The sequence below is a fragment of the Flavobacterium ovatum genome, from assembly GCF_040703125.1.
GTDB classification, from domain to species: domain Bacteria; phylum Bacteroidota; class Bacteroidia; order Flavobacteriales; family Flavobacteriaceae; genus Flavobacterium; species Flavobacterium ovatum.
The window spans coordinates 3,607,312-3,629,699 of the sequence record NZ_CP160035.1; the positions used below are offsets into that span (position 1 = coordinate 3,607,312).

Annotated in this window: 18 protein-coding genes and 1 CRISPR repeat array; of the genes, 8 read left to right on the forward strand and 10 right to left on the reverse strand. The window is 32.1% G+C overall.

From position 1 onward, the window contains the following. Positions 1 to 74: 74 nt before the first annotated feature. From cas9 to cas2, 4 genes are all read left to right on the forward strand, one after another. Entirely contained in the window at positions 75 to 4,118 is a 4,044-nt protein-coding gene (cas9, locus tag ABZP37_RS15025; RefSeq protein WP_366183912.1) for a type II CRISPR RNA-guided endonuclease Cas9, read from the forward strand. 1,346 nt (positions 4,119 to 5,464) lie between these two features. After that, complete coding sequence (tnpA, locus tag ABZP37_RS15030) at positions 5,465 to 5,896, forward strand: IS200/IS605 family transposase (RefSeq protein ID WP_366183913.1); 432 nt, start codon at positions 5,465 to 5,467, stop codon at positions 5,894 to 5,896. Positions 5,897 to 6,081: 185 nt separating this feature from the next. Then, complete coding sequence (gene cas1, locus ABZP37_RS15035) at positions 6,082 to 6,975, forward strand: type II CRISPR-associated endonuclease Cas1 (RefSeq protein WP_366183914.1); 894 nt, start codon at positions 6,082 to 6,084, stop codon at positions 6,973 to 6,975. Between the two features lie 30 nt (positions 6,976 to 7,005). Continuing rightward, entirely contained in the window at positions 7,006 to 7,353 is a 348-nt protein-coding gene (gene cas2, locus ABZP37_RS15040) for a CRISPR-associated endonuclease Cas2 (RefSeq protein WP_366183915.1), read from the forward strand. A 342-nt stretch (positions 7,354 to 7,695) separates the two neighbouring features. After that, positions 7,696 to 10,170: direct repeats of the CRISPR family, unit length 46 nt; unit sequence GTTGGGAATTATAAGCTAAAATACAATTTTGAAAGCAATTCACAAC. A gap of 304 nt (positions 10,171 to 10,474) precedes the next feature. Here the strand turns inward: cas2 and ABZP37_RS15045 are convergent. Continuing rightward, positions 10,475 to 11,509 (reverse strand): lactonase family protein, encoded by a 1,035-nt coding sequence (locus ABZP37_RS15045; RefSeq protein WP_366183916.1) that lies wholly within the window; start codon positions 11,507 to 11,509, stop codon positions 10,475 to 10,477. 243 nt (positions 11,510 to 11,752) lie between these two features. Here ABZP37_RS15045 and rmuC point away from each other — a divergent pair, with 243 nt between their 5' ends. Continuing rightward, positions 11,753 to 13,123, forward strand: a complete 1,371-nt coding sequence (gene rmuC / locus ABZP37_RS15050; protein ID WP_366183917.1) for a DNA recombination protein RmuC — start codon at positions 11,753 to 11,755, stop codon at positions 13,121 to 13,123. A gap of 135 nt (positions 13,124 to 13,258) precedes the next feature. Then, on the forward strand, positions 13,259 to 13,843 hold the full coding sequence (locus ABZP37_RS15055) for a YceI family protein (RefSeq protein WP_366183918.1): 585 nt from the start codon (positions 13,259 to 13,261) through the stop codon (positions 13,841 to 13,843). Here the strand turns inward: ABZP37_RS15055 and ABZP37_RS15060 are convergent. Together ABZP37_RS15060 and ABZP37_RS15065 are read right to left on the reverse strand one after the other, a co-directional pair. Further along, positions 13,840 to 14,715, reverse strand: coding sequence for a DUF5777 family beta-barrel protein (locus ABZP37_RS15060; RefSeq protein ID WP_366183919.1), 876 nt, complete (start codon positions 14,713 to 14,715; stop codon positions 13,840 to 13,842). The genes ABZP37_RS15055 and ABZP37_RS15060 overlap by 4 nt on opposite strands. An 8-nt stretch (positions 14,716 to 14,723) precedes the next feature. Beyond that, positions 14,724 to 15,110 carry a hypothetical protein gene (locus ABZP37_RS15065; protein WP_366183920.1) on the reverse strand — a complete coding sequence of 129 codons (387 nt, stop codon included), beginning with the start codon at positions 15,108 to 15,110 and terminating at the stop codon, positions 14,724 to 14,726. Between the two features lie 92 nt (positions 15,111 to 15,202). Between ABZP37_RS15065 and ABZP37_RS15070 the strand changes: the two genes are divergently transcribed. Then, positions 15,203 to 15,580, forward strand: a complete 378-nt coding sequence (locus tag ABZP37_RS15070; RefSeq protein WP_366183921.1) for a cytochrome c — start codon at positions 15,203 to 15,205, stop codon at positions 15,578 to 15,580. 1 nt (position 15,581) lies between these two features. After that, on the forward strand, positions 15,582 to 16,127 hold the full coding sequence (locus tag ABZP37_RS15075) for a YceI family protein (protein WP_366183922.1): 546 nt from the start codon (positions 15,582 to 15,584) through the stop codon (positions 16,125 to 16,127). Positions 16,128 to 16,132: 5 nt separating this feature from the next. Here ABZP37_RS15075 and ABZP37_RS15080 read toward each other — a convergent pair whose 3' ends face one another. The 7 genes from ABZP37_RS15080 to crtI form a co-directional block, all read right to left on the reverse strand. Beyond that, on the reverse strand, positions 16,133 to 17,041 hold the full coding sequence (locus ABZP37_RS15080) for a TIGR01777 family oxidoreductase (RefSeq protein ID WP_366183923.1): 909 nt from the start codon (positions 17,039 to 17,041) through the stop codon (positions 16,133 to 16,135). A 7-nt stretch (positions 17,042 to 17,048) separates the two neighbouring features. Further along, on the reverse strand, positions 17,049 to 18,344 hold the full coding sequence (locus ABZP37_RS15085) for a deoxyribodipyrimidine photo-lyase (protein WP_366183924.1): 1,296 nt from the start codon (positions 18,342 to 18,344) through the stop codon (positions 17,049 to 17,051). Next, positions 18,341 to 18,805, reverse strand: a complete 465-nt coding sequence (locus ABZP37_RS15090) for an SRPBCC family protein (protein WP_366183925.1) — start codon at positions 18,803 to 18,805, stop codon at positions 18,341 to 18,343. Before ABZP37_RS15090 ends, ABZP37_RS15085 begins: the two co-directional genes overlap by 4 nt. Before the next feature lie 12 nt (positions 18,806 to 18,817). Next, positions 18,818 to 19,492, reverse strand: a complete 675-nt coding sequence (locus tag ABZP37_RS15095; protein ID WP_366183926.1) for a lycopene cyclase domain-containing protein — start codon at positions 19,490 to 19,492, stop codon at positions 18,818 to 18,820. Between the two features lie 109 nt (positions 19,493 to 19,601). Continuing rightward, entirely contained in the window at positions 19,602 to 20,042 is a 441-nt protein-coding gene (locus ABZP37_RS15100) for a carotene hydroxylase (protein ID WP_366183927.1), read from the reverse strand. A gap of 27 nt (positions 20,043 to 20,069) precedes the next feature. Continuing rightward, the gene (locus ABZP37_RS15105; RefSeq protein WP_366183928.1) at positions 20,070 to 20,909 is read right to left on the reverse strand and encodes a phytoene/squalene synthase family protein; all 840 of its coding nucleotides are present in this window, start codon (positions 20,907 to 20,909) and stop codon (positions 20,070 to 20,072) included. Positions 20,910 to 20,911: 2 nt separating this feature from the next. Beyond that, positions 20,912 to 22,381: a phytoene desaturase family protein gene (gene crtI, locus ABZP37_RS15110; protein ID WP_366183929.1), complete on the reverse strand. Its 1,470-nt coding sequence runs from the start codon at positions 22,379 to 22,381 to the stop codon at positions 20,912 to 20,914. Between the last annotated feature and the right edge of the window lie 7 nt (positions 22,382 to 22,388).

Sequence of the window (22,388 nt, forward strand, 5' to 3'; positions counted from 1 at the left end):
GAAAAGTAATTTTCTTTTTCTTATTTTTAGAAAATCATAAAACAGAAAAATCATCACAATTAGAAATATATAGAATGAAAAAAATATTAGGATTGGATTTGGGAACTACATCGATTGGATGGGCATATATCAATGAAGCTGAAAGTGATAATGAAACTTCTGCTATCATAAATTCTGGGGTTAGAATAGTACCATTAACTACAGATGAAGAAGCCGATTTTAAAAAAGGGAATACAATATCAATAAATGCAGACCGAACTTTAAAGCGTGGCGCTCGAAGAGGATTACAACGTTTTAAACAAAGAAGAAATGCTTTATTGCAAGCTTTCAGAGGAATCAATTTTATAACTTCCAATTACGTTTATGCCGAAACAGGTAAACAAACTACTTTTTCATCTTATAAATTGCGAGCCAAATCTGCCACAGAGCAGATTTCAAAAGAAGAATTAGTTCAGGTTTTACTAATGCTCAACAAAAAAAGAGGTTACAAAAGTAGTCGAAAAGCAAAAACTGCTGAAGAAGGAGATGCAATTGACGGAATGAAAATTGCCAAAGAATTAAATGATAAGAATCAAACACCTGGCGAATGGGTTTATAATTTACTATTGAATGGAGGTAAATTTATTCCTGACTTTTATCGCTCGGATTTGCAAACAGAATTAGAAAAAATTATCATTTTTCAAAATCAATTTTATCCAGAAATTGTGACTTTAAAACTACTTGAAGAAATCCAAGGTAAAACTAGAACCGCAACTTCACAGCATTTTACTAAATCTTTAAAAATTGAATTATCCGAAAATAAAGGTACTAGAGAAGAAACCAAATTACAACATTACAAATGGAGGAATGACGGGCTATCTTGTGCATTAGATATAAAAGTTATAGCGTTTATTCTAACCGAAATCAACAATCAAATCAACCAATCTAGTGGCTATTTGGGAGCGATAAGCGACCGAAGTAAAGAATTATATTTTAACCAAGAAACAGTTGGTCAATTCCAATTTAAGCAATTGGAGCAAAATTCACATGCAAAACTAAAAAATCAAGTTTTTTACAGACAAGATTATCTAGATGAATTTGAGCAAATTTGGGAAACACAATCAAAATTTTATCCTGAATTAGATGAAAAGTTAAAAATTGAAGTTCGAGACATTACTATTTTCTATCAACGAAAATTAAAATCTCAAAAACATTTAGTTAGTTTTTGTGAATTTGAGAAAGGGCATAAAGCGATTCCTAAATCGTCACCTCTATTTCAAGATTTTAGAATTTGGCAAAATTTAAACAATATTGTTGTTAAAAACGAAACCACAAAGGAGCCTTTTATTTTGGATGAAGAACTGAAAAAAAATATCGCTCAAGAATTATTGTTTAAAGAAAGTATGACCGATGTTCAAATGTTAACTTTTTGTGAGCTAAAGAAAGGAACTTATACCGTTAATTTCAAAAAAATTGAAGGAAACAGGACAAACACTGCACTTTTCAAAGCTTTTGAAAAAATAGTAGCAATAGAAGGTTATGATTTAGATTTTACTAAAATGTCTCCTTTAGAGATAAAAGACGCCATATCTCCTTTATTTGAAACTATAGGAATCAATACCAATTTATTATATTTTGACACTTCTATTGAAGGAAATGATTTTGACAAACAACCTTATTATCAACTTTGGCATTTATTATATTCAGCCGAAGAAGATGAAGTTTTAAAACAAACTTTAATGAAAAAATTTGGTTTCAATGAAAACCACATCCCTTTTCTTTTAAATATAAATCTACAAGCCGATTATGGTAGTTTGAGTGCAAGAGCAATTAAAAAAGTACTTCCTCATTTGATGGATGGCCATATTTACGACAAAGCTTGTTTACTGACTGGGTACAATCACTCCTCTTCACTGACTACGGAACAAAATGAGAGTAGAATTTTAAAAAAACAATTGGAATTACTGAAGAAAAATAGTTTACGTAATCCTGTAGTTGAGAAAATACTCAATCAAATGATAAACGTTATCAATGCTATTATTGAAGACCCAGCTATGGGTAAACCTGATGAGATTCGAGTGGAACTGGCTAGAGAACTCAAAGCCAATAATGAGCAACGTAATGAGATGACTAAAGCAATAAACAATGCTACAAAAACTCATGACGATATTCGTAAATTATTAGCTGTAGAATATGGGATTGCTAGAGTTACCCGAAATGACATTATTAGATATAAACTTTGGAAAGAAACTGGTGGAATATCTTTATATACAGGTAAACCAATCGAGCCTTCAAGATTGTTTACCAAAGATTATGATATTGAACACATTATACCAAAATCTAGATTATTTGACGATAGTTTCTCCAATAAAACTTTATGTGAAAGAACTTTAAATATCGAAAAGAGCAATAAAACTGCTTATTCTTTTCTACAAGAAAAATTTACAGAAGAAGAATTTGACCAATTTGAAAAGAGAATTAAAAGTATGTTCGGTAAAATTAGTAGAACGAAGCAAAATAAATTATTGATGGCTGACCATCAAATTCCCGAAGGATTCATTGATCGCCAACTAAGAGAAACGCAATATATAGCCAAGAAAGCAAAAGAAATTTTACTAGAAGTCTCACGAAATGTAACCGCAACTATCGGAAGTGTAACCGATAAATTACGTGAAGATTGGGAATTGATTGATGTCATGCAAGAACTCAATTGGAATAAATATGATACCTTAGGTTTGACCTATGAGGAGAAAGGAAAAAATGGGGAACGCTTGTACAAAATTAAAGATTGGACCAAACGTAACGACCATCGCCATCACGCTATGGATGCCATCACCGTAGCTTTTACCAAACCAGCTTACATTCAATATTTGAATAATCTGAATGCCAGAACAAATACAGATAAAAAAGGGAATTCTATTATTGGAATTGAAAACAAATACTTAAAAAGAGACAAGAACAACAAGCTTCGTTTTATAGAACCTATGCCTAACTTTAGAAGCGAAGCAAAAAAACAACTTGAAAGTATTTTGATTTCGTACAAAGCCAAGAATAAAGTAGTTACCAATAATAAAAACATCACCAAGAAAAGTGGCGGTACTAATCAAAAAATTCAACTTACCCCACGTGGACAATTGCATAAAGAAACTGTTTATGGTAAAATGCAGCAATATGCCACAAAAGAAGAAAAGGTAAATGCTAATTTCACTCAAGATTACATAGCCAAAGTAGCAAAAAAAGAATATCGTGAAGCCTTATGGAAACGTTTGTCAGAAAATGATAACGACCCAAAAAAGGCATTCACTGGAAAAAACACATTAGCTAAAACACCCATTTACATCAGTTTAGAAGATAATATTGTAGTTCCCGAAAAAGTAAAAATGGTTTGGCTAGAAGACAATTATACTATTCGTAAAGATATTACTCCAGATTTAAAACTAGAGAAAGTAATTGACGTTGGTTTAAGAGAAATTCTTCAAAATCGTTTAAATGAGTTTAAGGGAGATGCAAAAAAAGCTTTTGTAAACCTTGACGAAAATCCTATTTGGCAAAATAAAGTCAAAGGGATTGCTATGAAAAGAGTAACCATTAGCGGCGTAAGTAATGCGCAAGCTTTGCACACCAAAAAAGATAATTTTGGAAATGAAATTTTAGATAAAGACGAAAACCCTATTCCTGTTGATTTTGTAAGTACTGGAAATAATCATCATGTTGCCATTTATAGAGATGAAAAAGGAAATTTACAAGAAGAGGTTGTTTCTTTTTATGATGCGGTGGTTCGTAAAAACCTTGGTTTGTCTGTAATTAATAAAACGCATAAAAATGGATGGGAATTTCTTTTTACCATGAAGCAAAATGAATATTTTATTTTTCCATCAGATTCTTTTGAACCGCAAGAAGTTGATTTATTAAATCCTGAAAATTATCATTTGATTAGTCCTAATATGTTTAGAGTGCAGAAGTTTGGTTCACTTCTCTCGGGATTTTGGTTTAGACATCATTTAGAGACTCAAATCGAAGTTCCCAAAATTTTAAAAGGTATTACTTTTAAAGTGATTCAAAGTAGTAACAATTTAAAAGATATAATTAAAATAAGAATTAATCATCTCGGGCAAATCGTCCAAATAGGAGAATATTAGTTCAAACACGATTAATTGAATAGGATTGGGTTTTAACCCATTCAACACAATACAAACACACAGAACAGGCTTTAGCCGAAACATTTGGCTAAAGCCCTTTCTAAAATCAAACCTTTAATCCCTCCATTTAAAAATGGAGGCAATTCAATAATAGAGATCATTCAAAAATCAGGATGATTTGACAAATAGAAATTAAAATCAAAATTCCATTTTTTGCAGTGCAACAGATTCAATAGGATTGGGTTTTAACCCATTCGATACAATAAAAACACACAGAATAGGCTTTAGCCAAAACATTTGGCTAAAGCCTATTCTAGAATCAAATTTTAATCCCTCCATTTAAAAATGGAGGCAATTCAAGAAATAGAGATCATTCAAAAAATAGGATGATTTGACAAATAGGAATCAATATCAACAATCATTTTTTTGCAATACAACAGATTCAATAGGATTGGGATTTATCCCATTCAACACAATACAAACATACAAAAAAAGGCTTTAGCCGAAACATTTGGCTAAAGCCCATTATAAAATCAAACCTATAATCCCTCCTTTTAAAAATGGAGGCAATTCAATAAATAGAGATCATTCAAAAATTAGGATGATTTAACAAATAGGAAATAATCTAAAGATTGTTATTTATTCATAACAACAAATTCAATAGGATTGGGTTTTAACCCATTCGACACATTATAAACACACAGAAAAGGCTTTAGCCGAAATATTTGGCTAAAACCCATTCTAAAATCAAATTTTTATCCCTTCATTTAAAAATGGAGGCAATTCAAAAAATAGACACAATGCAAAAATTGGGATTATTTGCCAAATAAAAATCAAGATTCCAATTTGTGCATTACAAAGGATTCAATAGGATTGGGATTTATCCCATTCAACACAATAAAAACACATAGAATAGGCTTTAGCCGAAACATTTAGCTAAAGCCCTTTCTAAAATCAAATTTTAATCCCTCCATTTAAAAATGGAGGCAATGCAAAAAATAGACACAATGCAAAAATTGGGATTATTTGCCAAATAAAAATCAATATCAAGATTTCAATTTGTGCATTACAAAGGATTCAATAGGATTGGGATTTATCCCATTCAACACAATACAGACACACAGAAAAGGCTTTATCCGAAACATTTGGCTAAAGCCCATTCTAGAATCAAATTTTTATCCCTCCATATAAAAATAGAGGCAATTCAAAAAATAGATACAATAAAAAAACTTGGATTGTTTGACAAATAGACATCAAGATTCCAATTTATGCATTACAACAAATTCAATAGGATTGGGATTTATCCCATTCAAACATAAAATATAAATCATTTAAAAACACAATTTATGCCTTATATAAAAACCTATATCCATTTTGTTTGGAGTACAAAGAATAGAATACCATTTTTGAATAATAAAGAATTAAGACAAAAAGTTTGGCGTCATATCAAAGAAAATGCAGAGAAGAAAGGAATTTTTGTTGATTTTGTCAATGGTTATTCTGATCACTGCCATTGCTTGATTTCATTGGGAGCAGATCAAACTATCCAAAAAACCATGCAACTGATAAAAGGAGAATCATCTTTTTGGATTAACCAAAACAAATTCTGCTTGAACAAATTTGAATGGCAGGATGAATATTTTGCGGTTTCTATATCCGAGTCAATGCTTGACAAAGTTAGGAACTACATCCGAAATCAAGAAGAACATCATAGTAAACATTCCTTTGAAGAGGAGTACAATGAATTTATTACCAAATATAAATTTCAAAAAGAATAAATTTGGCTAAAGCCATTGTAACTCTTTCCTATTTCCCCTCCAGCTAAAGCGGGAGGCAATTCAAAAGCAAGAAGGTTCAATATGCCGGTATGCAATCAATAGGATTGAGTTTTGATCCAATCGACACAAAAAACACTCAATAGGCTTTAGCTAAAATAATTTAAATGCATTTTAAATCTTAAAAAATGATAAAACGCACCCTATTCTTCGGTAATCCCGCTTATTTAAGCACCAAAAACGAACAATTAGTCATTTCTTATCCTGACAAGAATTTAGAAACCAAATCAGTAGCTATTGAAGAAATTGGCGTCATTGTACTTGAAAGCCAACAAATTACCATTACAAATGGTTTATTAGAAAAACTAACCAACAATAATGTAGCATTAATTAATTGCGACCAATATCATTTACCAATTGGCCTGTTAATGCCTTTGAGTGGTCATACTGAACAAACAGAAAGATTTAGGAACCAAATTAATGCTTCTGTACCGCTAAAAAAGAATTTATGGCAACAAACCATTAGTGCCAAGATTACGAACCAAGCAGGCTTACTTAGAGAAAAAGGTATTCCCTGTCGTAAAATGGAAATTTGGGCCAAAGAAGTAAGTTCTGGAGATGCTCTCAATCACGAATCAAGAGCAGCTGTTTTCTACTGGGCTAATCTGTTTACAATTGAAAATTTCACCAGAGGTCAAAAAGAAATGGCACCCAACAACTTGCTTAACTATGGATATGCTATTCTACGAGGAATTACAGCTCGGGCATTAGTAAGCTCGGGAATGCTACCCACTCTAGGCATCTTTCATCGCAACAAGTACAATGCTTATTGCTTAGCCGATGATATAATGGAGCCCTATCGCCCGTATGTAGATTTGATTGTGAGTCATATTATCGAAAATGAAGATACTATAGAAAAACTTACTATCGATATGAAAAAACAATTATTGAGTATTGCTTCTATCGATGTTTGTATTGATGGTAAAAACAGTCCGTTGATGGTTGCGATGAGTCGAACAACAAATTCATTAAACGAATGTTTTGAAGGCTCCTCTCGAAAACTTTTATACCCTGTTTTTTAATTTAATATAAGGAATGTTAAATAACGTATTATGTATGATGAACATTACACACGTTTAAACCAATATAGAAGTTTGTGGATATTAGTATTTTTTGACCTGCCGACAGAAACCCGTAAGGAACGTAAGATAGCTTCTGGATTTAGAAAGAAACTATTGGACGATGGATTTTCTATGTTCCAATTTTCGATTTACATGCGCTTTTGTGCGAGTAGAGAAAACGCTGAAGTACATACGAAAAGAATAAAAAGCAACCTCCCCGAACATGGAAAAATTGGAGTGATGCAAATTACCGATAAACAGTTTGGAATGATGGAATTATTTTACGGGAAAAAGCCTATAGCCCCTGAGAAACCATCTCAACAATTAGAACTTTTCTAAAATAGAATTACAAAACTCCTAACCTACTCTATATCAGCAACTAAAAGCCACCCATTTTTACAATTCAAAATAAACTCATAACTCACAACATATCAAACGATTAAACCGCGGTATGTTGGGAATTATAAGCTAAAATACAATTTTGAAAGCAATTCACAACTTTATCCATTTATAGTGAAAGTCGTAAGAGGTTGGGAATTATAAGCTAAAATACAATTTTGAAAGCAATTCACAACTTATATCATGTGTTAGGGAATCGGCTTTTTGTTGGGAATTATAAGCTAAAATACAATTTTGAAAGCAATTCACAACTCAAAACCAAAATTCAATAACCAATCCTCAGTTGGGAATTATAAGCTAAAATACAATTTTGAAAGCAATTCACAACTGATACTTTATTTTTGTTTTGTTTATTTCAGTTGGGAATTATAAGCTAAAATACAATTTTGAAAGCAATTCACAACTAACGTGTCGGTTAAATCCTTTTTACATTCGTTGGGAATTATAAGCTAAAATACAATTTTGAAAGCAATTCACAACAAGCAATAGAACAACCTAAAAAGACATCAAGTTGGGAATTATAAGCTAAAATACAATTTTGAAAGCAATTCACAACAAGAGAATTGTCGATATTGCGACCTTCGAGGTTGGGAATTATAAGCTAAAATACAATTTTGAAAGCAATTCACAACAAAAAGGGCATCATCCCGCAACTTTTCAGGGTTGGGGATTATAAGCTAAAATACAATTTTGAAAGCAATTCACAACTTCACCAAAGCAATGAATTTAGAATCATCCGTTGGGAATTATAAGCTAAAATACAATTTTGAAAGCAATTCACAACCATCGATGACGTTCTTTTTGATGAACAAGGGTTGGGAATTATAAGCTAAAATACAATTTTGAAAGCAATTCACAACTCAATCTCATGGTTAATTAAAGCAGTCTTTGTTGGGAATTATAAGCTAAAATACAATTTTGAAAGCAATTCACAACTCTTGATTGTGAATAGTCCATAAATACATAGTTGGGAATTATAAGCTAAAATACAATTTTGAAAGCAATTCACAACGATACTATCAAAAGTAAACCACAAATCTTCGTTGGGAATTATAAGCTAAAATACAATTTTGAAAGCAATTCACAACTAAATTAATCGACCATCCCACAATTGAATAGTTGGGAATTATAAGCTAAAATACAATTTTGAAAGCAATTCACAACGAATAGCGTTTTTTAAAAAAGTTTGCATTGGTTGGGAATTATAAGCTAAAATACAATTTTGAAAGCAATTCACAACTAGAGTTTTTAATCAATGCAAATATTACGTGTTGGGAATTATAAGCTAAAATACAATTTTGAAAGCAATTCACAACTTCCAAATCATAATGTTTGTCGTTATAAAGGTTGGGAATTATAAGCTAAAATACAATTTTGAAAGCAATTCACAACGCTCAAATACCACAAGGCGGTTTCCCGACGTTGGGAATTATAAGCTAAAATACAATTTTGAAAGCAATTCACAACAAGGGATTTTTTTTGGCTCAAATGTTAAAGTTGGGAATTATAAGCTAAAATACAATTTTGAAAGCAATTCACAACTATTGAATACTGTTTTTGTGCAATCCAACCGTTGGGAATTATAAGCTAAAATACAATTTTGAAAGCAATTCACAACTTTTGCATCCAAAGTAAGCTCTGAGTTATTGTTGGGAATTATAAGCTAAAATACAATTTTGAAAGCAATTCACAACACCGCCACTAAATGGAATATCCCTACCCATGTTGGGAATTATAAGCTAAAATACAATTTTGAAAGCAATTCACAACTGCCCAAGTTCTAGTTTTTGATTTATTAGAGTTGGGAATTATAAGCTAAAATACAATTTTGAAAGCAATTCACAACTCTTGCCCTGTTCTTTTACAGTATCCGTTTGTTGGGAATTATAAGCTAAAATACAATTTTGAAAGCAATTCACAACATATTGATTTAACGACCTGAGCCATTACATGTTGGGAATTATAAGCTAAAATACAATTTTGAAAGCAATTCACAACACCAATGGTGAATTCAATAAATATCTTACTGTTGGGAATTATAAGCTAAAATACAATTTTGAAAGCAATTCACAACTCCCTGACGAAAATCAAACTATTATCTACAGTTGGGAATTATAAGCTAAAATACAATTTTGAAAGCAATTCACAACATTGCATAATCTTTATTTTCGAAATAATGAGTTGGGAATTATAAGCTAAAATACAATTTTGAAAGCAATTCACAACTTTCCGGAACGAAGGATTTCAACGTCTTGAGTTGGGAATTATAAGCTAAAATACAATTTTGAAAGCAATTCACAACTCAAAGAGCGGTCTTTATGACTTTTACGAAGTTGGGAATTATAAGCTAAAATACAATTTTGAAAGCAATTCACAACATGATATCATTCATAATTTTATTTATTTTGTTGGGAATTATAAGCTAAAATACAATTTTGAAAGCAATTCACAACTTATTAGATAATGTATTACGTTGTTTGGAAGTTGGGAATTATAAGCTAAAATACAATTTTGAAAGCAATTCACAACATAGTGGCCATGTTCGTGATTTGCTTGATCGTTGGGAATTATAAGCTAAAATACAATTTTGAAAGCAATTCACAACGTACTAAGTGAATAAACACCGTCAAAAACAGTTGGGAATTATAAGCTAAAATACCATTTTGAAAGCAATTCACAACGTTTTTTGGGTTTCAGCAAAAACAACTACTGTTGGGAATTATAAGCTAAAATACAATTTTGAAAGCAATTCACAACTAAAAAAGATAGTGTCCTGCTTAGTGGACACTATCTTTTTTAGTTGTGAATTGGATGTATAAGAGTTACGAAAAACAATAAACTTTATTAAAAATCTTTAGTCCTACTTCGGTGTGACTTTTCATTTTACAACTATTCTTCTTTCCACACCAATCCCCTAGCCCTGATTGCAACGGAATTCCTTATGCCATAGCCTTGAATTTTTTTCTTGACTATAAAGAGCGACTGAAAGAAGCTCCTTTAGGGTCTTAGAAAAAACAAGGCTATAAATAAGAATGGAGTGTAAAACGGGAAATAGCTTCTTTTAATTTAAAAAAGCGATACAGACTGGCGAAATTAGCTCTTGGGTCTGTTGAATAGGATGACAAAGTCCATTGATGTCAATTTTATACGTAATGGTGTCGTTTGAGTTTTGATGACAAGCAATTAAAAACTGACCGTTTGGGGTAATATTGAATTCTCGCAGTTCTTGACCTTGGGTTTGAAAACAATCTACTAAAACTAACATATTAGCCTGAATTTTAAAAATCGTAATGCCGTCAAAACCTCTATTGGCTACATATAAAAATTGTCCATTGGGATGCAATCGAATAGCGGAGGCACTAGGTAAACCGGTGTATGAATTGGGTAAAGAAGGATAAATGACTATTGTTTGCCATTGATTGGATTTGAACTCTAGGACGGTAACCTCTCCTGTTAATTCATGAATTAGATAGGCTAATAAACCTGAGCTGTTAAAAACGATATGCCTGCAACCTGCACCTGGTTGAGTAATGATATCCAATGTTGGTTTAGGATACAATAGAGCTCCGTTAAACTCATAAACTTTTACCCTATCGATTCCTAGATCGGGAACATAAACGGTTTTTCCATCTGAATGCAAGACAGCTTGATGCGCATGAGGTGCTTCTTGGCGAATCTTATTTAGACTTGAACCAGAATGCTTATGATGAGTCAAAGAAGTTAAAATCTGTCCATTATCGTTAACCGGAAATTGTAACACATTTCCAGAACCATAACAAGAAACAATAAGATTAGCATTGCAATAGGCAATATGACAAGGCAAACCCCCTTTTATAGTTTGTTTATTTAAAAAAGTTAGCGAATAATCCGCATTAATCTTGAAGGCCTTTATCACCGCATTTTCGATCGTTTCAGTAATAGCGTATAAAAAATGGTTATCATTACTCAGTGTTACATAAGCAGGGTTTTCTGAGGGCATGGTATGCAAAAGTTTAATTGCCCCAGAGTCATCTATTACTGCACTATAAATTCCTTTTCCTGCACCACCAAATGTTGGTGATATCATATTGGTATAACATCCTATAAAAAAGTGCATCCTCGTAAATATTAAGTTAAACTCCTCATTGTTGTAAATGCTAAAATACTATTTCGAAAGCTAATCGCCTTATATTTTACAACTTTTAAGAATCTTGACTTGAGCCAATTCTGAGTATTAGTTGAAGGACTCGATTTGACAAATGAGTTGTAGCTGAAATTGCCTTTTGCCTTTTGAAATTGCTTTTTTGCTTTTTGAACTGAAATATATGTACTTTTACTTTTTATAAAAAACTCACATTATATGCCTACAACTGTTTCTTTTTTATTGATTTTTATAATTGCGCTTGCAATTGGTTTTGTGATTGGCAAAATACTTTCTTCGGCGGGATTCAAGGCGGATGAGAGCAGCTTAAACGAAAGAATTTTTGGTCTCCAGTCTCAATTAGAACAAGGAAAAGAACAACTAGTTGACGAACGAGCTAATTTTGAAAAGCAACTATTATCTAACCAAACTGAGAAGGAACAATTACGAAACGAAAAAGAAAGCCTAGTCATTCAGCTATCAAAAAAGGAAGCCGACTTTGAGAACCTTTGGGAACGCAACAAGGATCAAAAAGAAGAGGTAGAGAAATTACAGGAAAAATTCACCAAGGAATTTGAAAACCTAGCCAATAAAATTCTAGACGAAAAGTCAAGTAAATTTACAGAGCAGAATAAAGAAAACATGAAAAACATCTTATCACCACTACAAGATAAAATTCAGTTGTTTGAGAAGAAAGTAGAAGATACCCATAAAGAAAGTATTGATTATCATGCGGCGCTGAGACAGCAAATTATGGGGCTACGTGAAATGAATTTACAAATGAGCAAGGAAACCTTGAACTTGACCAAAGCGTTGAAAGGCGATAGCAAAATGCAAGGAAACTGGGGCGAGTTGGTATTGGAACGTGTTTTAGAAAAATCAGGTTTGGAAAAAGGCCGTGAATATGAGGTACAACAAAGTTTTACTACTGAGGAAGGCAACCGTGTGTTTCCAGATGTTGTGATTAACCTACCTGATGGCAAAAAAATGATTGTCGATTCTAAAGTCTCCTTAACGGCTTATGAAAAATACATCAATGAGGAAGAGGATGATTTAAAAGCTAGTTATTTAAAAGAACACGTCAATTCGATCAAGCGACACGTGGAGCAATTGGGCAACAAAAACTACCAAGATTTGTACCAAATAGAGAGCCCTGACTTTGTGCTACTATTCATTCCTATTGAACCTGCTTTTGCAATGGCATTGAACGAAGACACTACGTTATACAATAAAGCATTTGAAAAGAATATTGTCATTGTTACTCCCGCTACCCTACTCGCTACCTTACGTACTATTGATAGTATGTGGACGAATCAAAAGCAACAAGAAAATGCTTTTGAAATTGCTCGTCAAGCTGGAGCTCTTTACGATAAATTTGAAGGTTTTGTTGCTGATTTAATGAAAATTGGAAAAAAACTAGAAGAAACAAAAACAGAATACAATGGTGCCATGAATAAACTGGTTGATGGAAAAGGAAATCTAATAACTAGTGTTGAAAAATTAAAAAAGATGGGGGCTAAAGCAAAGAAATCACTTCCTGAAAACATTTTGTCAAGAGCAGAAAAAGATGAAAACAAACTCCTCAACTAACTTTAATCTACTCTGTTAAAACTTAAATTTTCGAAACGTTAAAAAAGAACTAAAATTCGTATTTTTTAGTTCTTTTTTATTTTATAATCATTTAAAAAATCGTAACTTTAAGAAGATCCCAAAAGTATTTCAATCATGAAAAAATCAATACTTTATTTCTTCCTATTTTTCACAATTACTACTTATTCTCAAAAAATATTGACGGTCAAGAATGCTATTGTTTTATTTGAAGCATCAGTTCCTTTCTTCGAACCTGTAGCAGCAAAAAACGAAGTTGTTCAAGTGGCTCTAAATACAAAAAAAGGGTATATCAGTTTTGAAATTCCAATGAAAAAATTTCAATTTGAAAGAAGTTTGATGGAAGAGCATTTTAATGACAATTATTTAGAGACCAAACGGTATCCAACTGCTACTTTTAAAGGGCTGATTGAAAAATTCGACCTACAAGTTATTTTCAAAACAGCAAAGTTTTTTTTGATTAAAGGGGAAATCACAATCCATGGGAAATCTAAAAATATTACTGTCGCAGCTAATCTCAAAAAAACAAAAGAAGGAATCACACTCTTGTCTGATTTTCAACTTTATACAGATGACTATGATATTGAAATTCCATTCTTAATAAGTAATAAAATATCTAAAACAGTAAATGTTACAGTGAATGCTTTTTTTCTTACTAAATCAACTGAATTAAGTACCCTAGCTATTTCTACGAAACCTTAAAATACTCTTACCAGATTAAACCCAAAAGAAATTTCTCCTTTTGACCAATCGCCTGTGGTTTGCCCTAAGAAACCTGATTCGTGCATTGCGCGTGCATTGGTAAAATGCATTTGAAAGACATGTCCTCCCGTTTCTAAATCTACCCCTACAGAAAGTGGGTTTTTATAAATAGATTGAGAAGCTCTGTTTAAATGTGCTCCATAATCCATATTTAAAGACCAGCGTTTAGCCAATTTGTATCTACCGCCTATTCCTAGTGCAAATTGATTATTATCTTGTGGATTAGGTAAAATAACATTGTTACTGGAATCCAGAATATCTCTAACTACATTTTCATGAAAGAAAGTAGGTGCTAGTTCAAGTGAGAACTTATCGTTTAGTTTTCTTGAAATTAATAATTGGCTCACATAAGTTAAACGATGTTTAAATTCTAGCAAGGGATAAAATTGTTTTTTCATCTCTGAATTAATTGCAACACTATTAAACCCAACAATTGTAAACGGAAACCCATTCGAGTCTTGAGACATTAAGCGATATTTTACGGCAAAATCGTAGGTCTTTTGAAAGCCACTTCTCGAGGCATGAACTGTGACTCCATCAGTCAGTCCGTAGGCGAATTTAATTTGAGTAACAGCGTCATCAATACCAAAGAAATCTTCAAAACCATTTTTAATGTAATCGAATCGATGCGCAACCACAAAAAACAAATCTCCTTTACCAACTAATTTGGTTGATTCAAAATTGACTATTTTAAGCGATTTAAAAGCTGACATTGTTTTCGTATCTTCTTTTATATCATCAATTTCATCCAATAAATTATTTTGTGAAAACATACAAATAGGCAACAACAAAGCGATCCAAAGATTTTTCATAGTATCCTTTATTTAATTAATACACATTGATCCATTTTTAACTCTTCAAGTAGTGAGTCAAATCCAATCAATCTTCCTTTAATCTCAACTTCCTCCCCAATTTTAATTGTTCCGGGTAGGTTATCTACAAATACAGCATGTAATTGATGCTCTAATGCTAATGTTTTTGTTTCATGTTCAAATGAACTAATAAAGCCTTTTACAATAATGGTTTTATCTAAATATTTCAAATTGGCATCTATTTCATTTTCTTTGTATGATGTGAACAAGTTTTCAATTTGTCCGTTATACACTTCGTTTTCATTTTCTATATTTCGATGGACTTTATATATATAGAAATAACCTCCAACCATTACCAAAACCAATATCGTTAAAATAACTACATATTTTCTCATAATTTTCAATTTAAAATATAAATTTATTACAAAATAATTAAACTTTTAATATTTATTACTAAATTTAACGTACTATTCTTCAAGATCTATTTATGAAAACTTATCAATTCCTTTTTATTGCTATTGGCTCATTAATAAATGTAAACTGTTCGAATAATTCGGAATCAGATATTACAACAGGTTCTAATCCAGATCCTATCCCAACAACAATAACTTATACCAATACAATTCAAACTATCATAACATCAAACTGTAATTCCTGTCATGGTACTACTCCTACTAATGGAGCTTCTTTTTCATTAAATACATATACCAAAGTTAAAAATGCGATTATTAATGAACAACTTATAGAAAGAATTTCTAAAGCACAAGGTACAAGCGGTATGATGCCCGATAACGGAACTCGTTTACCTCAAGCAACAATTGATAAAGTAATCAGTTGGAAAAATGATGGTTATAAAGAACAATAAAATGAGATACTTAAATTTATATATTATAATACTATTAACCGTTACAAGTGGTTTTTCTCAAAATAGAAAAATCACTAAAACTGGTGAATTAACTTTTGAAGCTTCAGTACCCGCCTTTGAAGAAGTGAAAGCTACAAATAAATCTGCGAGTTGTATTTTAAACACGCAAACTGGAGAAATTGCTAGCTTAGCATTAGTAAAAGGATTTCGATTCAAAGTCGCTTTAATGGAAGAGCATTTTAATGAAAACTACATTGAGAGCAATCGTTTTCCAAAAGCAATATTTAAAGGTTCAATCATTGATTTTGATCTAAGTACCCTCAAAAATAACGCCCCTAAAATATATAACTTAACAGGCACATTACAACTTCATGGAAAGATCAAGGAAATTAACACTAAAATTATACTTCAAAAAAACGGGGAGGATATTCAAGTAAATTGCGAATTCACAGTAAAACCCTCCGATTTTAACATTACGATACCAAAAGTAGTAAGTAAAAAAGTAGCTGAATCAGTTATGATTAAAGTTGATTACGTACTTAAATAACGACGCTAGATACACTGACGAAGTGCTAAAGACAAATCCTTAAATTGAAAATGAAATCCTAGATTTTCTATTTTATCAGACGAAACTCTTCTGCCTTTCAAAATAATTTGAGACATCTCACCCATAGCTAATTGAAGTATAAAAGAGGGAACATTAGGTAACCAAATTTTATAACCTAAAACTTTAGCAAGCGTTATTGAAAAAAACATATTCGTCGTATTATCGTTTATAGCAGCATTGTAAGCTCCATCCATTTCCGAATTTGTAATTGCTTCTAAATAAATACCACACAAATCATCAATATGAATCCAAGGCATGTATTGTTTCCCGGAACCTAATACAGCACCTAATCTCCATTTAAAAACGGGCAACATTTTTTTTAAAAAACCTTCATTCTTTCCCAACACTAAACCCGTTCTTACTTTCACAATTCGGTTTGAAAATGGACTTAAAGAATCAGCTGTATCTTCCCATTTTTGACAAGTATGACCTAAAAAATCATCGGCTAATTTTATGGTTTCGTCACAAATTTCACTTCCGTTTACAGCACCATAAACACCAACACCTGAAGCTGAAATAAAGGCTTCTAATTTTTTATTGCGTTTCTTTAAAATAGACCCAATAAGTTGTACGGGTTGTACCCTACTGTCAATGATTGCTTTTTTTCTTTGGGAAGTCCACTGCTTTCCAGCTATATTTTCTCCTGCCAAATGAATTATATAATCGGCTTCAAGTACGGCTTGTTCATCAATAATTTGTTTATCTATATCCCAAATACAATACGAAATTGATGGTTTATTTTCTCTTTTCGATCTGCTCAAAACACTCACCTCATAACCATTCTCAACCAATAATTGTGTTAGACTACGTCCTACAAAACCAGTTCCTCCTGTTATTAAAACCTTCTTTTTCATCCTTATGTTATTTAACAATTCCTGCTTTATAAGTTGCTATGGCACGGTCACGAGCAAAAGCATGTTCAACCATTGGTGCTGCGTAGCCTAAATCAAATTCGGGAATCCATTTACGAATATAAATTCCTTTTTCATCAAACTTTTTCATTTGAATTTCAGGATTAAACACTCTAAAATACGGTGCAGCATCACAACCTGTTCCAGCTGCCCATTGCCAGTTTCCTACATTGGCAGACAAATCAAAATCCAATAATTTTTGAGCAAAATAAGCTTCCCCCCATTGCCACGAAATCAACAAATGCTTGCACAGAAAACTAGCTACAACCATACGCACTCTATTGTGCATATAACCCGTTGCATTCAATTCACGCATACCCGCATCCACCATGGGATACCCCGTATTTCCTGAACACCAACGTTCAAAATCAGCTTCATTATTGCGCCACTGAATCCCGTCATAAGAACTTTTGAAATTATGTGTCACTACTTTCGGAAAATGAAATAGAATTTGCATAAAGAATTCTCTCCATATCAATTCACTTAAAAAAACGGCATTAGTTTTTGAAGCCCACACTACTAATTTACGAATACTTACTGTACCAAATCGTAAATGAGGAGACAAATAAGAAGTTGTATCCAAAGCTGGAAAATCTCGGGTATCCTGATAGGTTTTGATTTGGCTTAAATTATGAGCATTAACCTTAATTGTACTTTTCTCAAACCCGATTTCTTCAATGGAAGGAAATGTGAAAAAATATTTAAAAAAATTAAAAAAATAATCTTCCGTTGTATATTCTATTATTGGCAAACAAGATTTGTGTTTTACCAACCACTTATTTTTAAAAGGAGTGTAAACCGTATATGGCAAACCATCTGCTTTGGTAACTTCGTTTTCTTCAAAAATGACTTGATCTTTGAAGGAATGACAACTGATGTTTTTCGCCTTTAATTTGGTAGCTATAGCCAAATCTCGAGCAATTCCAAAAGGTTCGTAATCTTTGTTCCAAAATACTTCTTGTACATCAAACTCTTGTAACAAAGATTCCCAAACAATTTTGGTTTCTCCTTTTTTTATCAAAAGGGAACTTCCCACAGCGTCTAGCTCTGCATTTATCTCAGTCAATGATTCATAAATGAATGTCACTCTAGCGTCATCCTTTGGTAAATTTTCTAAAATAACATCATCATAAATAAATATTGGGATTACTGGGTAAATGGAACGCAATGCATGAAATAACCCTACATTGTCATCTAACCTCAAATCCCTACGGAACCAAAAAAAAGAAACTTTAGTTTTACTCATGAGAGACTATTAAAAATTTCATTGACCGCTTTTTCGCGGTAAGCAAATATTTCTGTCAGTTTGTTTTTGACTACCAATGTATTCATAATACGGCCTAAAAAACCTAAAGGCAAACCGTAATGAACGACATCAGTCATTTTTACCCCTTGTGCTGTAGCTTCAAAAAAATGTTTGTGATGCCATAATGCATAAGGCCCAAAACGTTGTTCATCAATAAAGTAACTTTTATCTTTTACGACTGTAATTTCAGTTACCCAAGGTAATTTGACACCTAAAACTGGAGATACTTTATATTGAATAATTTGACCCGCATACATTTTTTTACCATCATAATCTGTGATTTTAAATCCCATGGTTTCCGGTGTAATCTTTTGTAGATTTTGTGGACTAGAAAAAAAAGCCCAACATTCTTCTAGACTAGCATTGATGATTTGTACTGATTCTTTTTTATATAATTTCATAATATGTGGAATTTATTTCTCTAATTTTTTCATAATTACCAAAGTCATTAATAACATCGAAAATGCATAACCAATATCTTCAATAGGAATTGTTCCTAATCGAATGCCTAAATTTTCTGCATCATTATAAAAAACAACGGGTTCGGCTATAAAACTCCCTGTTAGAATTCCATTAACAATTGCAAATGGAATCAAAATAATGAGGAACGTGATAAAAAAAGTATTCAGAATTTGAGGTGCTTTGAGAACGGTATATGTCACTAAAATTAATAAAAGGCTGTAATTAACCGTTGTGTACCATTTGCCCCAATTCCAAATTAATACTGGTAGAACAATTATAACTATGAGTCCATAAATACGAATGACAGTAGTATCGCTCAAGGCTGCTTTTGGCAAAAAATAATGAAAAGCAAAGTGTATAAATAAACTCGCATAGGGAATACAAATAAAGAACAACCATTCTTCAATGGGTAACCCTAAAATTTCAATCCCAGTGTGATACCTTGGATTAAAATGCCAAACACCTATTTTGGTGAAAAATATATCCCAAACTATAAAAAAAGCAGCTGTAAGCAACAACGCTGGAAAAAAAGATTTCCACCGTTTACTGAACTGCATCCTTTTCTCAAAACTGTATAAAAACGGAATGATAAAAGAGGCGATATTTAGAATTAGATATAGTGACATTTTTAAAAATTTGTTTTTAAGTTTAAAGTTTGTTTGGTTTAAAGTCGATTACTTGAATCTTTAAATTTAAAGTTATCAAACTAATTTTAAACCTTAAACAAAAAATCAACTAGATCTTCCAATACTTAAAAGGTACAAATAACATCCCAAAACATTCTCCTTTCTCTTTTCCTAAATGTTTGTGGTGCACTTTATGCGCTTTTCTAAGTCCTATTAAATAAGGATTCTTAGTGTTTTTAAACCACTTAAAACGTTGATGGATCAAAACATCATGAATCATAAAATAGCAAAAACCATAAATGGTAATTCCCAAACCAATGAAAAATAAATAATTGATTCCTCCCTCAACTCCAAAATAGAATAACAAAATACTTGGAATAGCAAAAATGATAAAGAAAACATCATTGCGTTCAAAAATGTTGGCGTATTTTGGCTGGTGATGGTCTTCATGAAAATACCACATAAATCCATGCATTACGAACTTATGAGTGAGCCAAGTAACACATTCCATGAATAAAAAAACAGCTAATGTGATCAAAAATGAAATCATTTTTTTTATGTTTTAAATTATCGGTTTTTAGACTAATTTTAACTTATACGAAACAAAAGATTTGGCAAGCAATCCCATTTTAGAATAATTTGACACTCGGATTCTACTATTTCCAATTTCATGAGAAGGCGTTTTTTCTAATTTATTGAGCAACTTTTTGTAATATACATAAGCAGTATAAACCCCAAACTTGGCTTCAATAGGCAGTTTTACAATTCCTTGATACGCCACTCTAAAATCTTCTTGAATTTCAGTAATAATAGCTTTTTTAGCCTCCTCATCAAAAGAATTCAAATCAACTCCTGGAAAATAATTTCGATTCAAAATAAGGTTATCATCTTTCAAATCTCTTAAAAAATTCACCTTTTGAAAAGCAGATCCCAGTCGCATGGCTTCCATTTTCAAAGATTCATACTTAAGTTCATTCCCTTTGACAAAAACCTTCAAGCACATCAAACCTACTACATCAGCAGAACCATAAATATACTCATTATAGTCTTCTTTATTATCATAATTGAGTTTAACCAAATCCAATTTCATGCTTTTCAAAAAAGCTTGCACCAAATCATCTGTAATGTTATACTCCTTAACAGTATGCTGAAAGGAATTCAAAATAGGATTCAAACTAATTCCAGCTTCATATGCTTTATAATACTCTTTTTCAAAGTCATTAATAAGATATTCTTTGTCATACCCATGAAAAGAATCTACTATTTCGTCAGCAAAACGAACAAAACCATAAATGCTATAAATGGCATCCCGAATACTTGGCGACAACATATATACCGCTAATGAAAATGAGGTACTATAATTTTTAGTGACTAACTTACTGCACTTAAACGATACGGTATCAAATAAATTTTTCATGTTTAAGATTCTAAAAATTGATTAATAATTAATTCTGAAACTAGTTTCCCAGAAATCAATGCCGGCGGAACTCCTGGTCCAGGAACTGTTAATTGTCCGGTGAAATATAAATTTTTCACTTTGCTACTTTTTAACTTAGGTCGTAAAAAAGCTGTTTGCAATAAAGTGTTTGCCATCCCATAAGCGTTGCCTTTATAAGAGTTATAATCTGACACAAAATCATTTTTACAAAATGATTTTTTATACACAATATTCTTCATTACTTTTTGCTGTGTAATTGTCTCAAATCGTGTCATGATTTTATCGAAATATTCTTCTCTTAATTCCTCAGTATCTGTAATTCCGGGTGCTAGTGGAATTAAGAAAAAAGCGGATTCCATTCCTTCTGGCGCTGCCGACTTATCGGTAATGGAAGGAAAATTGGCATAAAACAAAGGATTCTTTGGCCATTTGGGCTCATCATAAATATCCTTGGCATGTGCCTCAAAATCGACATCAAAAAACAAATCATGATGGGCTACGTTCTTTATTTTTTTATTGAAACCAATATAAAATAAAAGTGACGAAGGAGCAAACACTCTTGTTTCCCAATATTTTTCAGAATAGACTCTGTGTTGTTTACCCAACAATGTTTCCGTATGGTGGTAATCAGCACCACTTAAGACCAAATCAGAATTGATTCGACATCCATTGACTACAATTGCTCTAGCTATTCCATTTTCTACGACAATTTCTTCTATTGATGCATTAGTTTTAAAAACTACTCCAAGATCCGTCGCTAAACTTTCCATGGCTCTTACTACATCAAACATTCCTGTTTTGGGATGCCAAGTTCCTAAACCAAAGTCGGCATAATTCATAAAACTATAAAAAGATGGCGTGTCAGATGGTTTGGCTCCTAGAAATAAAACGGGAAATTCTAAAATCTGAACCAGTTTTTGGTTTTTAAACTTCTTACGAACATCTCTTTTGATTGTGCTAAAAAACTGCCCCAATTTCTTGGTTGTTTCTAGGGTCACTAACTCCAAAGGCGAAACTCCTGGTCGATACACTAAGTCTTTAATCGCAATATCATAATTACTTTTGGCTTTGGCAATAAAATCTCGGAGGTGATTTCCACTACCCTTTTCTATTGATTCAAATGTAGTTACGATCTCGTCCAAATTATCTGCGATAGCAATAAAATCTTCCTCCCCATAATATACGTTGTAGGCTGGAGAAAGTTTTATCAACTCATAATAATCAGTTGTTTTTTTTCCAAAATCGGCAAAAAAACGTTCAAAAACATCTGGCATCCAGTACCAACTTGGCCCCATATCAAAAGTGAATCCTTCAGCTTTGAATTGCCTGGCTCTGCCTCCTATGCTATCATTCTTCTCAAAAACCGTAACTTGAAACCCTGCTTTTGCCAAATAACAAGAAGCCGACAATGCCGAAAACCCAGAGCCTATTATGGTGATGTTTTTTTTCATTTGTTTA

Coding starts and splice junctions, on each gene's coding strand:
- cas9 (WP_366183912.1), top strand. CDS start 75: ATGAAAAAAATATTAGGATTGGATTTGGGAACTACATCGATTGGATGG.
- tnpA (WP_366183913.1), top strand. CDS start 5,465: ATGCCTTATATAAAAACCTATATCCATTTTGTTTGGAGTACAAAGAAT.
- cas1 (WP_366183914.1), top strand. CDS start 6,082: ATGATAAAACGCACCCTATTCTTCGGTAATCCCGCTTATTTAAGCACC.
- cas2 (WP_366183915.1), top strand. CDS start 7,006: ATGTATGATGAACATTACACACGTTTAAACCAATATAGAAGTTTGTGG.
- ABZP37_RS15045 (WP_366183916.1), bottom strand. CDS start 11,509: ATGCACTTTTTTATAGGATGTTATACCAATATGATATCACCAACATTT.
- rmuC (WP_366183917.1), top strand. CDS start 11,753: ATGCCTACAACTGTTTCTTTTTTATTGATTTTTATAATTGCGCTTGCA.
- ABZP37_RS15055 (WP_366183918.1), top strand. CDS start 13,259: ATGAAAAAATCAATACTTTATTTCTTCCTATTTTTCACAATTACTACT.
- ABZP37_RS15060 (WP_366183919.1), bottom strand. CDS start 14,715: ATGAAAAATCTTTGGATCGCTTTGTTGTTGCCTATTTGTATGTTTTCA.
- ABZP37_RS15065 (WP_366183920.1), bottom strand. CDS start 15,110: ATGAGAAAATATGTAGTTATTTTAACGATATTGGTTTTGGTAATGGTT.
- ABZP37_RS15070 (WP_366183921.1), top strand. CDS start 15,203: ATGAAAACTTATCAATTCCTTTTTATTGCTATTGGCTCATTAATAAAT.
- ABZP37_RS15075 (WP_366183922.1), top strand. CDS start 15,582: ATGAGATACTTAAATTTATATATTATAATACTATTAACCGTTACAAGT.
- ABZP37_RS15080 (WP_366183923.1), bottom strand. CDS start 17,041: ATGAAAAAGAAGGTTTTAATAACAGGAGGAACTGGTTTTGTAGGACGT.
- ABZP37_RS15085 (WP_366183924.1), bottom strand. CDS start 18,344: ATGAGTAAAACTAAAGTTTCTTTTTTTTGGTTCCGTAGGGATTTGAGG.
- ABZP37_RS15090 (WP_366183925.1), bottom strand. CDS start 18,805: ATGAAATTATATAAAAAAGAATCAGTACAAATCATCAATGCTAGTCTA.
- ABZP37_RS15095 (WP_366183926.1), bottom strand. CDS start 19,492: ATGTCACTATATCTAATTCTAAATATCGCCTCTTTTATCATTCCGTTT.
- ABZP37_RS15100 (WP_366183927.1), bottom strand. CDS start 20,042: ATGATTTCATTTTTGATCACATTAGCTGTTTTTTTATTCATGGAATGT.
- ABZP37_RS15105 (WP_366183928.1), bottom strand. CDS start 20,909: ATGAAAAATTTATTTGATACCGTATCGTTTAAGTGCAGTAAGTTAGTC.
- crtI (WP_366183929.1), bottom strand. CDS start 22,381: ATGAAAAAAAACATCACCATAATAGGCTCTGGGTTTTCGGCATTGTCG.